10 protein-coding genes are annotated in these 16327 nt (G+C 74.8%); 3 read left to right on the forward strand and 7 right to left on the reverse strand.

What is annotated here, in order from left to right; genetic code table 11:
• Nucleotides 1–37 precede the first annotated feature (37 nt).
• Genes nuoL through A2CP1_RS02200 form a run of 3 tightly spaced genes read left to right on the forward strand, consistent with a single transcriptional unit; the run spans nt 38 to nt 5177 of the window.
• A complete protein-coding gene (gene nuoL, locus A2CP1_RS02190; RefSeq protein ID WP_012631852.1) occupies nt 38–2068 on the forward strand; it encodes an NADH-quinone oxidoreductase subunit L in 2031 nt (676 codons plus the stop codon).
• 3 nt (nt 2069–2071) lie between these two features.
• Entirely contained in the window at nt 2072–3700 is a 1629-nt protein-coding gene (locus A2CP1_RS02195) for a complex I subunit 4 family protein (protein ID WP_012631853.1), read from the forward strand.
• Between the two features lies 1 nt (nt 3701).
• Nucleotides 3702–5177, forward strand: a complete 1476-nt coding sequence (locus A2CP1_RS02200; protein WP_012631854.1) for an NADH-quinone oxidoreductase subunit N — start codon at nt 3702–3704, stop codon at nt 5175–5177.
• 105 nt (nt 5178–5282) lie between these two features.
• On the opposite strand, the gene A2CP1_RS02205 is transcribed toward A2CP1_RS02200, so the two are convergent.
• From A2CP1_RS02205 to A2CP1_RS02235, 7 genes are all read right to left on the reverse strand, one after another.
• A complete protein-coding gene (locus A2CP1_RS02205; RefSeq protein ID WP_012631855.1) occupies nt 5283–5624 on the reverse strand; it encodes a response regulator in 342 nt (113 codons plus the stop codon).
• 309 nt (nt 5625–5933) lie between these two features.
• Nucleotides 5934–7358: a sigma-54-dependent transcriptional regulator gene (locus A2CP1_RS02210; RefSeq protein ID WP_150106310.1), complete on the reverse strand. Its 1425-nt coding sequence runs from the start codon at nt 7356–7358 to the stop codon at nt 5934–5936.
• Between the two features lie 13 nt (nt 7359–7371).
• Nucleotides 7372–11955: a GAF domain-containing protein gene (locus tag A2CP1_RS02215; RefSeq protein ID WP_012631857.1), complete on the reverse strand. Its 4584-nt coding sequence runs from the start codon at nt 11953–11955 to the stop codon at nt 7372–7374.
• Nucleotides 11955–13904 carry a selenocysteine-specific translation elongation factor gene (gene selB, locus A2CP1_RS02220; protein ID WP_012631858.1) on the reverse strand — a complete coding sequence of 650 codons (1950 nt, stop codon included), beginning with the start codon at nt 13902–13904 and terminating at the stop codon, nt 11955–11957. Before selB ends, A2CP1_RS02215 begins: the two co-directional genes overlap by 1 nt.
• Nucleotides 13905–13924: 20 nt before the next feature.
• Complete coding sequence (locus A2CP1_RS02225; protein ID WP_012631859.1) at nt 13925–14470, reverse strand: phosphoribosyltransferase; 546 nt, start codon at nt 14468–14470, stop codon at nt 13925–13927.
• Nucleotides 14471–14706: 236 nt separating this feature from the next.
• Nucleotides 14707–15594: an Hsp33 family molecular chaperone HslO gene (hslO, locus tag A2CP1_RS02230; RefSeq protein ID WP_012631860.1), complete on the reverse strand. Its 888-nt coding sequence runs from the start codon at nt 15592–15594 to the stop codon at nt 14707–14709.
• Between the two features lie 143 nt (nt 15595–15737).
• Nucleotides 15738–16310, reverse strand: coding sequence for a hypothetical protein (locus A2CP1_RS02235; RefSeq protein ID WP_012631861.1), 573 nt, complete (start codon nt 16308–16310; stop codon nt 15738–15740).
• Nucleotides 16311–16327: the final 17 nt, after the last annotated feature.

Here is a 16327-nt window from a genome sequence, read left to right on the forward strand (position 1 = left end):
AGAGCGGCTCTATGAAGGTAATCCTTCGCCCCACTCTATGCCCTCGATCGTACCCTCTCCCGCTGCGGCAGAGTCCTATCTGTGGGCCATCATCCTGTTCCCGCTCGCGGGCGCCATCGTCAACGGTCTCACCGGCCGCAGGCTCGGTCGCGGGAACGTGACGGTGATCGCGATCGGCGTGATGGTGGGCGCGTTCCTCGTCTCGTCGGTCGCGTTCTACCACGCGCTGACGGGCACCGTGCTCCGCTTCCGCGGTGATCCCTGGATCCAGGTGACCGGCGCCGACGGGCGCACGATCATCTCGATCGGCTGGGGCCTGCTCGTGGACCGCCTGTCGGCGACGATGATCATGGTCGTCACCGGCGTGGGCACGCTCATCCACGTCTACTCGGCGTCGTACATGTCGCACGAGGACGACGCGGGCTACGCGCGCTTCTTCACGTACCTGAACCTGTTCGTCGCGGCGATGCTCACGCTCGTCCTCGGCGACTCGCTCATCCTCACCTTCGTCGGGTGGGAGGGCGTGGGCCTCTGCAGCTACCTGCTGATCGGGTTCTGGTACACCGACCCGGCCAAGGCGTACGCCGGCCGCAAGGCGTTCGTCACCAACCGCATCGGCGACTTCGGGTTCCTCATCGGGGTGTTCGCGCTGTTCTCGATCTTCGGGACGGTGGGCTACGCCGACCTCTCCGCGATCGCGCACGGCGTGGACCCCTCCGCGGCGATCCAGACCGGCGTGTTCGCCGGCCGCACCTACCAGGCGGCCGTCACGTTCGCGCTGATCGGCCTGTTCGTGGGCGCGTGCGGCAAGAGCGCCCAGCTGCCGCTCTACGTGTGGCTCCCCGACGCGATGGCCGGCCCGACGCCGGTCTCCGCCCTGATCCACGCCGCCACCATGGTGACCGCCGGCGTGTACCTGGTGGCGCGCAACGCGTACCTGTTCTCGCTCGCCCCCGCCGCCATGGCCACGGTGACGCTGGTGGGCGCGCTCACCGCGCTGTTCGCGGCGCTGATCGCGTTCGTCCAGACCGACATCAAGAAGGTCCTCGCCTACTCCACGGTGAGCCAGCTCGGCTTCATGTTCATCGGCGTCGGCGTCGGCGCCTGGTGGGCCGGCGTGCTGCACCTCGTCACCCACGCGTTCTTCAAGGCATGCCTGTTCCTCGGTGCCGGCTCGGTCATGCACGGCATGAACGAGGACACCGACATCCGGAACATGGGCGGCCTGGCGAAGAAGATGCCGCACACCGCGGCGACGTTCGGCATCGCCACCCTGGCCATCACCGGCTTCGTGCCGCTGTCCGGCTTCTTCTCGAAGGACGCCATCCTCGGGAACGCGCTGTTCAGCCACAACCCGGCCTGGCACCAGGTCGGCCAGATCGCGTACGTGCTCGGCTCGCTCGCCGCGCTCGGCACCGCGTTCTACATGTCGCGCCTGTTCTTCCTGACCTTCACCGGCAAGCCGCGCACCGCGGCGGCCGCGCACGCGCACGAGTCCTCGCCGGTCATGTACGTGCCGCTGTGGGTGCTCGCGATCCTCTCGATCGTGGCGCTGCTGCTCGGCCTCCCCGGCCACGGCCCGCTCGCCGAGGTGTTCGCGCGCTACACCGAGCCGGTGTTCGCCGCCGGCACCGAGCGGCTCCACGAGGTCGGCCACCTGCACGCCGGCGCGCACCCGGCCTGGCCGTTCGCGGTGGCCTGGGGCCTCGCGGCGGTGGGCACGCTCGTCGCGTTCCTCATGTACGCGGGCGCGCTCCGCTCCGCCCCGGCCGCCCTGGCCCGCACGTTCCCGCGCCTGTACCAGCTCGCGGTGGACAAGTTCCGGGTGGACGAGCTGTACCAGATGGTCGTCATCGAGCCGCTCAAGACCGCCGCCTACCTGCTCTGGCGCATCGTGGACGTGTTCGCCATCGACGGCCTGGTGGTGAACGGCGTGGCGCGGCTGGTGGGCTACGCGGGGGCGGTGCTCCGGCTGGCCCAGAACGGCGACGTGCAGCGCTACGCCGCGATCATGGTGGTCGCCGCCGCCGTCATCCTCTGGACCGTGGTCGGCGCAGGAGGGCGCTAGCTCGTGAACCTGCTCACCGTCGTCACCTTCCTCCCGCTCCTGGGCGCGCTCGCGATGGTGCTCGTCCCGCGGGACGAGCCGTCGCAGCACCGGGCGCTGGCGCTGGTCGCCTCGCTCGTCACCTTCGCGCTGTCGCTGGGGCTCTGGTTCGGGTTCGACGCGAGCCCGGGCGCGCCCGAGTTCCAGTTCGAGCTCATGGTCCCGTGGATGCCCACCATCGGCATCGGGTTCCACGTCGGCATCGACGGCGTCGCGCTGCTCCTGTTCATGCTCACCACCGTGCTGATGCCGGTGGTGGTGCTCTCCGCCTGGAAGGCGGTGGGCGACCGCGTGAAGGAGTTCATGATCGCGCTGCTGGTGCTCGAGAGCGCCATGCTCGGCACGTTCATCGCGCTCGACCTGGTGCTCTTCTACGTGTTCTGGGAGGCGATGCTCATCCCGATGTACCTGCTCATCGGGATCTGGGGCTCGCAGAACCGCCTCTACGCGACCGTGAAGTTCTTCGTGTACACGTTCGCGGCCAGCGTGCTGATGCTGCTCGCCATCCTGTACGTGTACTTCCACGACGGCGGCACGTTCGACTACGTCGAGGCCCGGCGCGCGCTGGCGGTGACGCCCGGCGCCGCGAGCTGGCTGTTCCTCGCGTTCGCGCTGGCGTTCGCGGTCAAGGTGCCGATGTTCCCGTTGCACACCTGGCTGCCGGACGCGCACACCGAGGCGCCCACCGCCGGCTCGGTGATCCTGGCCGGCGTGCTCCTGAAGATGGGCACGTTCGGCTTCTTCCGCTACGCGCTGCCGCTCTTCCCGGAGGCGGCGCTGCAGCACCGCAACCTGGTCGCGGTGCTGGCGGTCATCGGGATCATCTACGGCGCGCTCATGTCGCTCGTGCAGACCGACATGAAGCGGCTGGTGGCCTACTCCTCGGTCTCGCACCTCGGCTTCGTGATGCTGGGCCTGATGGCCCTCTCCGCCGAGGGGATGACCGGGTCGGTCTACCAGATGCTGAACCACGGCGTGTCCACCGGCGCGCTGTTCCTCCTCGTCGGCATGCTCTACGAGCGGCGCCACACCCGCCTCATCTCCGAGTACGGCGGCATCGCCAAGCGCGTGCCGGTGATCGCGGCGGCGTTCGTGATCGTGACGCTCTCCTCGATCGGCCTCCCCGGCACCAACGGGTTCGTGGGCGAGTTCCTGATCCTGTCCGGCACCTGGCTCTCGCGCCTGGGCGGGTCGGCGGTGTTCGCCACGGTCGCGGCGCTGGGCGTCATCCTGGGCGCGGTCTACATGCTGCTGCTGGTGGAGAAGGTCTTCTTCGGGCCGAACCAGAACCCGCAGAACCACCGCCTCCCGGACCTCTCCGTCCGCGAGGGCTTCGTGCTCGCCCCGATGATCGCGCTGATCGTGGTGATGGGCCTGCTGCCCGGACCGTTCCTGGCGCCGGCCAAGCCGGCGGTGGACCGCCTCATCCAGCGCTTCCAGGTGGCCGAGGCGCGCCTCGGCAAGGGCCCGCAGGTCGGCACCGCGGTCCCGGCGGTGATGGTGCGCGCGCCCGCGCCGGCCCCGGCGGCGGAGCCCGCCCCGCTGCCCGCGCCGGCGCCGGTCCCGCTCCAGCAGCCCGGAGGGAATTACTGACATGAGCGGCTTCCCGACCCAGGACTTCGTCGCGCTGGTCCCGGTGGCGATCCTCACGATGGGGGCGCTGGTCCTGCTGATGACCGAGGTGTTCCTCACCTCGGGCCGGCGGGCCTACCAGGCCTACCTGACCATGGTGTTCGCGGCCGCCGCCGCGGGATACGCCGCCTGGATGCCGGTGCCCGGCAACGTGTTCGGGCGCCAGGCGGTGGTGGACAGCTTCTCGGCCTTCGTCACGGTGGTGCTCTGCGCCGGCCTGGCGCTTTCCGCCCTGGTGGGCCAGAGCTGGCTGAACGCCCGCAACTCCGAGCGCGGCGAGTTCTACGCGCTGGCGCTGTTCGGCACCGCCGGCATGGTGCTGCTGGGCATGGCCACCGACCTCCTCATCGCGTTCATCGCGGTCGAGGTGATGAGCCTCTCCACCTACTGCCTCGCCGCCTTCCTGCGGCGCGGCAAGAAGCCCGCCGAGGCGGCGTTCAAGTACGTGGTGCTCGGCTCGATCTCGTCGGCGCTGCTGCTCTACGGGTCGGCGCTGCTCTACGGCGCGTCGGGCTCGACGCTGTTCTCGGTGCTGCCGCGCGGCCAGGGCTCGGCGCTGTACCTCGCCGGCATCGCGCTGGTGGCCGGCGGCGTCGCCTTCAAGATCGCCGCGGTCCCGTTCCACGCCTGGACCCCGGACGTCTACGAGGGCGCGCCCACCCCGGTGACCGCGTTCATGGCCGCGGGCGTGAAGACCGCCGCGTTCGCGGTGCTGGTCCGCCTGTTCCTGGCCACCGAGAGCGGCTCGGCCGCCATGTCCACCTCGCTCGGCACGGTGCTCTCCGCCCTGGCCGTGCTGACGATGATCTTCGGCAACCTGCTCGCGCTGCCGCAGCGCAGCGTGAAGCGGATGCTGGCGTACTCGTCGATCGGCCACGCCGGCTACCTGCTGGTGGGCGTGGTCTCCGCGGTGGTGGCGGGCGCGCGCGACAAGGCGCTCGCGGGCCTGCTGTTCTACCTCGCGGCCTACACCGCCACCGTCATCGGCGCGTTCGCGGTGGTCGGGGCGCTGGAGCGGCGGACCCGGGGCGACTTCGAGCCGGCCGACGCGTGGGACCTGGACCGCTTCGCCGGCCTGGCGCGGCGCCGCCCGGCGCTCGCGTTCGCCATGGCGGTGTTCCTGTTCTCGCTCGCGGGCGTCCCGCCCACCGCCGGCTTCATCGGCAAGTTCTACATCTTCAAGGCGGCCATGGGCGCCGGGCTCTACGGCCTGGCCGTGCTGGGCGTGCTCACCAGCGTGCTCGGCGCGTACTACTACCTGCGCGTCGTCCTCTACATGTACTTCCTGCCGTCCAAGGACGAGGCCGGCGAGGTGGTGCTCTCGGCCCCGTCGCTCACCATCGCGCTCGCCGCGGCGGTGGCGGTGGTGGTCCTGCTCGGCGTCGTGGCCGACCCGATGGTCCGGCTGGCCCAGGCGGCGAGCGCCATCATCCTGTAGCGGCGGCGCACGCCTCACCTCACGCGCGGCGGCCGGGGCGACCGGGCCGCCGCGCCGTCGTCTCCGGGCGGCGCGCCGCGGGGGCGGAGGGGTGGGTGGGCCGGGCTACTGCGCGGCGCGTCCCGCGTCTGCGAGCTCGGCCGCGCGGAACGGCTTCGGCAGCGCGGTGGCGGCCGGGTGCCGGCGGGCGGCCTGCTCGAGCACGTCGGCGTAGGGGCCGGTCATGACCGGGCGCGCGCCCGCGGCGGTCGCCGCCGCGAGCACCTCGTCGGCCCCGGCCATGTGGGCGTCCACCAGGCAGCAGTCGACGCCGCCCGCGGCGAGCCGCGCGAGCGCCTCGTCGGCGCTCACGCACACCTCGACCCGGTGCCCGTCCAGCCGGAGCGCGATCGCGAGGGCCTCCCGGAAGTTCCGATCCGCATCCACGAGCAGGAAGCACTGCGCCATGGGGACGCTTCCGGGAGAAAAGAAAAAGAAGTGCAAAGCGCAGCTGAAGTGGCGGGGGGGGACCTACTTCAACAGGCTGCTTTGCACTTCTCCCTGTCCCGAAGAGCAATGACGATGCCAGCCCGGTCGCGGATGCCTGCCCTGGAGGATAGGCCCTCTATCCGGGCACTTGCCCGCCTGGCCGGCGGAGCCACTCCGGGACCGCATCCCTCGAAGGTCCGGGGCGTGATTTCGTAGGTGCAAGATGGCGTTGCAAAAGTGAAACGGGCCCCGGGCGCGGATGCCTCCCGGGTCCGGCGGAGCTCCCCGTCAGGGGGTGACGGGAGGGTGCTCGCGCGCCTCGATGCCGAGGCGCTTCATCTTGCGCCACAGCGTGGTGCCGGAGATGCCGAGGTCGCGGGCCACCCGGCCCAGGTCGTTCCCGCAGCGCGCCAGCGCGGCGGTGATGGCCCGGCGCTCGGTGTCCTCGACCGCGTCGGCGAGCGTCACCCCGGCGCCGCCCGCCGGCGCGGCCCGCGCCTCGATCTGGACGTCGGCGGCCCGGATCTCGCGGCCGGTGCAGAGCGCGGCCGCCTGCTCGATGATGTTCTCGAGCTCGCGGACGTTCCCCGGCCAGTCGTGGGCCACGAGCGAGGCCACCGCCTCGGGGGTGAGCACGCGCTCGCTGCCGGTGCGCTGCACGAAGCGCTGGAGGAAGTGCGCGGCGAGGAGCGGGACGTCCTCGCGGCGCTCGCGGAGCGGCGGGATGCGCAGCGGCACCACGTTCAGGCGGTAGAACAGGTCCTCGCGGAAGCGCCGCTCGGCGATGGCGCGGCGCAGGTCCTGGTTGGTGGCGGCGATGATGCGGACGTTGACCTGCACCGGGCTGGACTCGCCCACCCGGCGGATCTCGCCCTCCTGCAGCGCGCGCAGCAGCTTCGCCTGGAACCCGGGGGAGGTCTCGCCGATCTCGTCGATGAACAGCGTGCCGCCGTTCGCCTCCTCGAACATGCCCCGGCGCGCCCGCGTGGCGCCGGTGAAGGCGCCGCGCGCGTGGCCGAACAGCTCCGACTCGAGCAGCGTGTCGGTGATGGCGGCGCAGTTCACCGGGACGAACGGCTTGTCGCTGCGGCGGCTGGTCACGTGGAGCGCGCGGGCCACCAGCTCCTTGCCGGTGCCGGACTCGCCGGTGACGAGCACGGTCGCGTCGGTGGGCGCGACGCGCAGCACGCGGTCGAGCACCTCGCGCATGGCGGGCGAGCGGCCCACGATGTGCTCGAGGCCGTAGCGCTTGCGGAACTCCTCGGCGAACAGGTTCACCTCGCCGAGCAGCCGCCGCTTCTCCAGCGCCTTGGCGACGCGGAGCAGGACCTCGCTCTCCTTGAACGGCTTCGCCAGGAAGTCGTACGCGCCGCGCCGGATCGCCTCCACCGCCGACTCGATGGTGCCGTACGCGGTCATCACGATGACCTGCGTCTCGGGCGACGCCTGCTGCACCGCCCGCAGCACCTCCATGCCGTCCACGGTCGGCATGCGCAGGTCGGTGAGCACGACGTCGAAGCTCTCGTGCTGCACCCGCTGCGTGGCGGACGCGCCGTCCTCCGCCTCCTCCACCACGTGGCCGGCCTGCCGGAGCAGGATGGCGGTGGTGGCGCGCATGTTCTTCTGGTCGTCGACGACCAGCACCTTGCCGCCGGTGGGCGGCTCGGCGATCCGCGGCGCCCGCGGGTCCTCCGGCGGAGCGGGGTCGATCATGCGTCCCGGAATGTCAGCCAATCCCCGCCTCCTTTTCAACCGGGCCGCCGTCCTCCCCCGCGAGCGGGGTGAGCGGGAAGCGCAGCGCGAAGGCGGTTCCGGCGCCGGGCCGGCTGGTCACGGTCACCTCGCCGCCGTGCCCCTCGACGATCCGCCGCACCACCGCCAGCCCGAGGCCGGTCCCGCTCGCCTTGGTGGTGAAGAACGGCTCGAAGATGCGGCCGCGGACCTCGTCGGGGATGCCCGCGCCGGTGTCCTCCAGCTCGAGCACCGCGGCGTCCCCATCGCGCCGCAGCCGGACGGTGAGCCGGCCCCCGCGCGGCATGGCCTGCACCGCGTTCACCGCCACGTTCACCACCGCCTGCCGCACCAGGCGCGCGTCCATGGGCACCTGCGGCAGCGCCGGGTCCACCTCGCGCTGGATCTGGATCGGCTGGCCGTTCTGCGCGAGCGCGGTGGCGAGCGCCTCCTCCACCACCCGGTCCAGCGGCTCGGGGCGCACCTCCGGCGTGGACGGGCGGGCGAAGTCGAGCAGGTCGCCCACGATCCGGTTCAGCCGGTCCGCCTCCTCGCCCACGATGTCGAGCAGCATCCGGGCGTCGCCCTGGGGGCGCAGCATGCGCCGGAGCGAGCCGAGCGAGTTGAAGATGACGCCGAGCGGGTTGCGCACCTCGTGCGCGACCACCGCCGACAGCTCGCCGAGCGCCGCGAGCCGCTCCTGCTGGATGAGCTGGCGCTGCGCGTGAGCCAGCTCGGCGTAGCTGCGGCGCAGGTCCTCGTAGAGCCGCGCGTTCTCCGCCGCGACCGCGAGCTGGTTCGCGATGGCGGCCCCGCGCTCGATCTCCGCCGGGCTGAAGCGCCGCGGCCCGCGGGTCTCCAGGATCACCGCGGCGCCGATGTAGCGGTCGCGCACCAGCAGCGGCAGCCCGAGCATGGCGCGGATGGACGGGTCGAGCGCCAGGTCCTCGCGCACCCGCGGATCGCGCGCCGCGTCCTCGATGGCGATCGGCTCCCGGCGCTCGAACACCAGGGCGGCGAGGCGCGGGGCGGCGGGCTCGACCGGCACGTCCACGCCCACCGCGGCCTGCGGCAACCCCCACGCCGCCCGCACCTGGAGCTGCTCGCCGCCCGGGGAGGTCAGCGCGATGACCGCGCGCGGCGCATCCACGATGCGCGCCAGGTTCCGCACCCCCGCGTCGAGCACCTGCTCGAAGTCGAGCGTGGCCACCAGCGAGCGGCCCACCTCGTGGAGCAGCCCCAGCTCCTCGGCGCGCCGGCGGGTCTCGGAGTAGAGCCGCGCGTTGTCCACCGCCACCGCCAGCTGGCTGGCGATGGCCATGGCGCGCGACAGCTCGCCGGGCGAGAACGTCCGGTCCGTGGTGGCGGCGGCCACCAGCGCCACGCCCACCGGCTGGTCGCGCACGTGGAGCGGCACCGCCAGCAGCGCCCGGTCCGGCACGCCGGGCTCGGCGAGCCGCCCGGCGATCGGGGTCCGCGCCTCGAGCGCGTCGCGCGCCAGCGACCGCTCGGCGAGCGGGACCGAGGCCGGCCCGATGGGCGCGCCGCGGGTGGCCGCGCGCCGCAGCTCGCGCCGCCGGTAGTCGTCGAGCAGGATGGTGCAGTCGGAGCCCTGCAGCGTCTGCTTCAGGTGCTCGGCGCCGGCGGAGAGCACCTCCTCGAGGTCGAGGGACGAGGACACCACCCGCGCCACGTCGATGACGGTGGAGAGCTCGTGCAGGCGCCCGCGGGCCTCGGCGTACAGCCGGGCGTTCTCGATCGCCACCGCGAGCTGGTTCGCCACCGCCGTGACCCGCTCCACCTCGGCCGGCGTGAAGCGGCGCGGCCGCTCGGTGTCCACCACGACCAGCACGCCCAGCGGCTCGCCGCGCAGCAGCAGCGGCGCCACGATGGCGGCGCGCGCCCGGTGGTACTCGACCAGCAGCCGGTTGAGCCCGGCGGGCTCGGCGTCGACGTCCTCCACCACGAACGTGCGCCGCTCGCGCACCGAGCGCCAGCTCAGCCCCTCGCCGCCGGCGAGCGCGTCGGAGGCCCGCTCCAGCGCGGCGGGGCCGCCCGGGCTGACGGCGGCGGCGCGCAGCGAGAGGTGGACGGGGTCGTACAGGTGGACCACGCCGACGCCGGCGCCGAGCAGCCGCCGCGCCGCCACCACGCCCTCGGAGAGGACGTGGTCGAGGTCGAGGGAGCCCGCCACCGTGCGGCTCATCTCGTTCAGCAGCGACAGGTCCTCGACCCGGCGGCTGGCCTCGGCGTACAGCTCGGCGTTCTCCAGCCCGACCGCCAGCTCGCCGGCGAGCGCGTTCGCCAGCGCCAGCTCCGGATCCGAGAAGCTGCGCCCCGCGTCGTCGAAGAGGAACAGGACGCCGCGCGTGGCCTGGCGCGAGGTGAGCGGGACCACCAGCAGCGCGGTGGGGGGCAGGCCCTCGCGGCCGCAGAGCGCGCTGCGCGGGTCGCGCGAGGCGTCCTCGGTCCAGGCCGGCGCGCCGCGGCGCAGCGCGTCCTCCGCCAGCAGGTCCTGGCCCGCCGGGATGCGCAGCGCCTCGGCGCGCAGCGGCCCGCCCCAGCCGCCCACGCCGCGCAGGCAGCGCTCCTGCGGGTCCACCAGCAGCACCGCGGCGCCGCGGCAGGAGAGGGCGCTCGCCACCTCGCGGCAGCCGTCGTCGAGCAGCGCCGGCACGTCCCCGGGCGCGTTCCCGAAGATGCGCAGCGCGAGCGCGTGCACCGCCTCCAGATCCGACAGGCGCCGGCGGACGTCGGCGAACAGGCGCGCGTTCTCGACCGCCACGCCGATCTGCACCGCCATCGCCGAGAGCAGCGTCACCTCGCGATCGGCGAACGGGCGCGCGGTGCGGCGCCCGAGCACGATCGAGCCCACCGCGGACTGTCCCTTCGCGAGCAGCGGGACCGCCATGGCCTCCCGCAGCCCCTCGGCCTGCGCCACCTGGACCGCGGTGGGGTCGGCGTCGTCCGGGTACCGCGCCGGCGCGCAGCGCTTCACCGCCAGCCCGGGCAGCGACTCGCCCAGCCCGAGCCGCGCGGCGCGCCGCAGCGTCTCGGACGAGAGGCCGTGGCCGGCGACCAGCGCGAGCCGCTCACCCTCGCGGACGAACGCCGCGCCGGTGTCGGCCTGGAACGTCTCCACCACCCGGCGCAGCGAGGTGTCGAGCAGCAGCACCGGGTCGAGCTGCGCGCTGCCCATCGCCACGTCGTTGATGAGCGTGAGCTCGGCCACCCGGCGGCGGAGCGCGCCCAGCAGCCCCTGCGTCTCGACCGCGCTGGCCACGTGCGGGCCGACGGCGCCGAGCAGCCCGAGCCAGGGCCGCACCGCCTCGAGGTCCTCGCGGAACGCGGCCACCATGACGCCGACCGCGCGCCCGCGGGCCACCAGCGGCACCCAGATGCCGGCGCGGATCCCCTGGGCGCGGAGCGCGTCGGCGCCGGACTCGGCGTCGTCCACCGGCACGGCGCGCGCCGCGCGGTCTCGCAGCACCTCGCCGATGCGCGCGGTGACGGGCACGCGCTGCAGCCGCGCCTGCACGTCGGGGCTCGTCCCGCTCGCGAACGTGCGGACGAGCTCGCGGCCACCCTCCTCCACCAGGTACACGGCCACCACCGCGCAGCCGGTGGCGGAGGTCAGCACGGTGGTGACCTCGCCGAAGAACGTGTCGAGGTCGGCGGCGTCCCCCGCCAGCCGTCCGACCCGGTTCAGGAGCGCCAGGTCGGCGTTGTGGCGGGAGAGGTCGGCGATGGTCCGCGCCGCGTCGAGCGCCGCGGCGAGCTGCGCGCCGAACAGCCGGAGCGCGCCCAGGTCCTCGCTCCGCAGCCAGCGCGCCGCGATGAGCAGCCCCAGCGCCGGGCCGGCGCGCGTGTCCACCCGGACCGCGACGGCGCGGGCGATGCCGATGGCGGCGATGGCCTCGCGGGTCGCCGCGGCGCGCGCCTCGGGAACGAACGCGGCCGCCTCGTTGGGGAGGTCGTCGGAGTAGGCCGCGCCCGCGTCCCACGCCGAGCGGAACATGGGCGGCCAGCGCCCGGGCTGCCCGTCCAGCGGTCGCTCCAGCGCGCGCTCCAGCCGCGCGGCCGCAGCGGGCGGCAGCGCCGACCAGTCCACCCGCAGCCCGTCGCCGTCGGGCCGCGCGAGCAGCACGAGCGCCGACAGCTCGTCGGCGGCGCCGCGCAGCCGCTCCAGCACCGCCGCCTCGCTGGGCTCGCGCTGGAGCGCCGCGCCCAGCGCCGCGAGCGCCTCCAGGCGCGGCCGCCGGGTCGCCTGCGCGGTCGCGTCGCGCACCTCCAGGACGACGTCGGCGCCGTGCACCCGGACGCGCAGCTCCACCGGCCGCCGGGTGCCGTCCGGCAGGAGGACGCCGACCTCGTACTCGGCCGGCGCCGCCTCGCCGCGCAGGCGCCGCTCGTGCCGCTCCACCACCCGCGCCACGTCCTCGGGCGCGACCAGGTCGAGCACGTCCAGCCCCACCATGTCCGGCACGGTGCGGCCGGCGAGGGCCGCCGCGCCCTCGCTCGCGTGCACGATCTTCCGATCGCGCAGCACCAGCGAGCCGGCCTGGAACCGCTCCGCCATCAGCGTCCCTCGCCGCGCAGCACCCGCTTCTCGCCCACCCGCAGCGTGACCTTCTCGCGGTCGAAGAACTCGGCCAGCGGGATGACGTGCTTGCGGGTCGCGCCCACCAGGTCCTTGAACTCCTGGGTGGTGATCTGGCGGCGTTCCCGCAGCCAGGCCACCAGCTTCGTCTCGAGCGTCTTCACCGCCGCCGCGTCGAAGTACAGCTCCGACGAGACGCGCAGCGCGCGCCCCTCCGCGGCGAGCAGCTTCAGGACGGCCTGCACGTCCGGGGCGCTCGCGCCCACCGCGCCTGGCAGCTCGGCCAGCCACGGCGGGGTGAGCCCGCCCTTGGCCAGCGCGGCGGCGACCTTCTCCTTGAGCGCGCCGCCGGCGCTCTCGCCGCTCGCGGCCGCGTGGCCCTTCTCGCGGACCGCGTCGCCCTCCACCACCAGCTCGCCCCGCTCGGCGGCGTGCGCCAGCAGCCGCTGGAACAGCCGCGGATCGGTCACCGGCGGCAGCTTCCCGCGCAGCGCCTCGCGCCCCATGCCGGCCGCGAGCGGGTGGTCGCGGTGGAACGCGGCCACCGCCGCGGCCATCCGGCGGGTCAGCTCCTGCGCGACCGTCCCGGCCACGTAGGCGCGCCGCTCGCGGTCGAACAGCACCGCGCCGCCGCGCGCGCCCAGCCGGTCCAGCGTCGCCTGCGCGGCCTTCGGGGAGAGCGCGGTGCGCCCCACCAGCGCGGGCAGGTCGAGGCCGGCCGGTCCGGCCATGGCGAGCACCGTGGCGAGGCGCGCCTCCGGGTCGGCGCCGGCGAGGACCGTGAGCTGCGCGAGCGAGTCCGGCCGCCCGCGGCGGCGCTTCGGCGCGGCCACCGCGAGCACCCGCCCGCCGCCGACCGTCTTGCCGCGCCCCTCCAGCACCGCGAACCCGCGCAGGATGAAGCGCTGCCCCGGCAGCGCCGCGGCCGGCTCCGCCAGCCGGAGCTGCGCGTGAGCGGTGGCGCCGGGCGCGAGCTCGGCGCGATCGAGGAGCGAGATGACCGCCGGGACCTGCGCCGTGCCCACGTGCAGGAGCAGCTTGGCGCGGTGGCGGAGCGGCTTCGGGGCGGCCGCGAGCAGCGTCAGCTCCGCGTCGACGATGGACGACGGCGGCACGACCCCGGGGTGGACCAGCACCTGACCGCGGCGGATGGCGGCGGGCTCGATGCCGGGCAGGTTCACCGCCGTGCGCTGGCCGGCGAGCGCGCGCGGGGTGGGCTTGCCGTGCACCTGGACCGAGCGGACCCGCAGCCCGTCGCCGCCGGGCGAGGCGGGCAGGAGCGCGGCGGCGTCGCCCTCGGCGATCTGCCCGGAGAGCAGCGTGCCGGTGACCACGGTCCCGAAGCCCTTCATCGAGAACGCGCGGTCGATGGGCAGGAACAGCGGGCCGTCGGTGGGCCGCTCCGGCACCTCGGCGGCGAGCGCGGCCAGCGCGGCGCGCAGCGCGTCCAGCCCCTCCCCCGTCGCGGAGGAGACGGGGACGATGGGCGCGCCCTCCAGGAACGTGCCGCGCGTCACCTCGCGTACGTCCTGCTCGAGCAGCGGCAGCCAGTCCGCGCCCAGCTCCGGCAGCAGGTCGGCCTTGGTGACGGCGACCAGCCCCCGCGGCACGCCCAGCAGCCGGCAGATGTCGAGGTGCTCGCGGGTCTGGGGCATCACCCCCTCGTCCGCCGCGATCACGAGCACCACCAGGTCGATGCCGCCCGCGCCGGCCGCCATGGAGCGGACGAAGCGCTCGTGGCCGGGCACGTCCACCACGCCGGCCACCGAGCCGTCGGGCAGCGCCAGGTGCGCGAAGCCCAGCTCGATGGTGATGCCGCGCCGCTTCTCGTCGCGCAGCCGGTCGGTGTCGATGCCGGTGAGCGCCCGGACGAGCGAGGTCTTCCCGTGATCGATGTGGCCGGCCGTGCCGATGACGACGCGCTTCATGGCTCTCCGGCCGCGACCGGCTAGACCCCGACCTCGCCCGGATCCACGGCCGCGCCCAGCTGGTCGAGCTGGTAGTCCCAGGCGAACAGGATGAGCTCGTCGGTCTCGAACGCGTGGAAGTCGGGCCGGGCGCCGCTCGGGCGCACCACCAGCACCGCGGTGCGCACCTCGCGGGCGCCCGCCTTGCGCGCCGCCGCGCGCGCCTTCGCGAGCGTGGCGCCGGTCGCGGCCACGTCGTCCACCACCAGCACGCGGCGCCCGGTCAGCGGCGGCAGCTCGGAGGCGGGGGCGCCGGGGCCGCCCGCGTCGCGGCGGCGCTTCTCGATGCGGACCGGCTGGAACTCGGCGCCGAGCGCGGCGGCGAGCGCCCCGCCCACGAACACGCCGCCCTTGGCGATCCCGACCACCACGTCGGGCCGGTAGGACTCGTGGATGCGCGCCGCGAGGTTGCGGGCCACCTCGCCGAACGCGGCCCAGCCGATCTCGCGCATGGCCTTCTTGGGCGCGCGGCGGAGGTGGGCGGGCGCGGCGAGCCGGTCCATCGCGAAGCCGTCGGCGACGCCCATGCCGAGCGGCTGCTCCGGACGGCGCTTCACCTTGGCCCGGGGCGCGGCGCGCTTGCGGGGCGCGGCCTTGCGCGGCGCGGCGGCGCCGGCGCGCGCGGCCTTGCCGCGGGAGCGCGGACGCCTGCGGACGGTCTTCCTCTTCGTGGCGGAAGCGATGATGTCCCTCCGGGACTCGGGCCGCGGGCGGCCCGTGACGGGCGCCCGGAATCTACCACGCGGCGGGGCGGATGGCGCCGCTACCGGTCCTGCGCGTCCCGCTCCGCCAGCCGCCGGGCGATGTCGCGGAGCTCCGCCTCGCCGATCACGTAGCGCTGGCGGCAGAACTCGCAGGAGATGACCGCTTGCTTCTCCTCGGCGAGCACCTGCGCGATGCCCTCCCGCCCGAGCGCGGACACCGCGGCGCGGGCCCGCTCCGGGCTGCAGCCGCACCGGTAGGCGATCTCCTCGTCGGCGAGCACCTCGAAGCCGTCCCCCGCCACGTCCCGGATGACCTCCTGTGCGGGGGCGCCGCGCGCCAGCGCGGCCCGGAGCGCGCCGGAGGCGAGCCGCTCGCGCGCCGCCTGGACCGCGGCCGCGTCGCCGTCGGGCAGCTTCTGCAGGAGCAGCCCGCCCACGTCGGCGAGCGGCTCGCCCTCGCGGCCCACCACCGCCAGGTCGAGCGCCGTCTCCACCTGCTCGCTCGCGGCGAACCAGCGGCGCAGGTCCTCGGCCACGTCGAGCGCCTCGAGCTCCACCGCGCTCCGGTAGTACTGGCCGCTCCCCGGGTCGCGCAGCACCGACAGGAACCCGGAGCCGCCCAGGGCGGCGCGCGCCGCGCGGGCGGGATCGCCGGGGAAGTGGACCGCCGGGCGGCGCACGTAGCCGCGCACGTTGCCGTCGCGGTCGGCGTCCACGAAGATCCCGCCCACCGGGCCGTCGCACTCGATCTGCAGGTTGACGCGGCCCTGCTCCTTCTGCAGGGCGCCGAGCAGCGCCCCGGCCGCAAGCCCCTGGGCGAACAGGTGGGCGCTCGTCGGGTAGAGCCCGTGGAGCACGCGCGCCATGCGGGCGGTGTCGCCCACGCGAACGAAGACGGCGCGGAGCCCGCGCTGCGGGAGGAGGCCACGGCAGAGGCGGTCGGTCATCGGCCGGATTCTGTTCGGAAAGCGCGCGGCGCGCCACCCCGCCCCTCGACGGCGCGCCGCTCACGCGCCGCGACGCCGCGGGCCGAGCGGCCCTGGATCCACGCACCCGCGAGCGCAGGCGGCGCCAGAGGGAGTCGCAGGGCTCAGTCGGCCATGGTGGCGAGCAGGGCGAGCGCGAGCTGCGGCAGCGGGGGCGGCTCGTTCGCGGCGTCGCCGATGAGCTGCACGCTGGCGCGCGAGCTGGACGGGAAGGAGGCGCCGCGGCGCAGGCACGCCGCGTCGCCGCGGAGCTGGCCCGGCGCCTTGAGGCGCTTCGCGTCCACGGTGCAGTCGCCGAAGCGGGCCGAGAGCCGCTTGCCGTCGAGGTCGAAGCGGAAGCGGATGCCGTAGAACAGCCCCTCGCCGTGCGTCGCGCTGCCCTTCTGCGTGAGCACCAGGTTCACGTTCGCCCCGGTGAGCCGGCCCTCGCGGATCTCCAGCGCGATGTTGCGGCCGGCGAGATCGCCGGCCCAGGTGCCGTCCTCTCGCCGGGTGAGGTTCACGGTCGGTCCCACGATGCGGCCCTCGTCGAACGCGGCGCTCGTCCCCATGGTGCCCCAGGCCAGGACGCGGACCTCGCCGGAGGGCTCGAAGGGCACGTCCTGGGCGCGCGCGGCGGCGGCCGCGAGCAGGCCGGCGCACAGGGCGGAGAGGCGCAGCAGGGTGGGGGTACGCATGGGGCGACGATAACGCG

Source organism: Anaeromyxobacter dehalogenans 2CP-1 (assembly GCF_000022145.1).
Taxonomy (GTDB): domain Bacteria; phylum Myxococcota; class Myxococcia; order Myxococcales; family Anaeromyxobacteraceae; genus Anaeromyxobacter; species Anaeromyxobacter dehalogenans.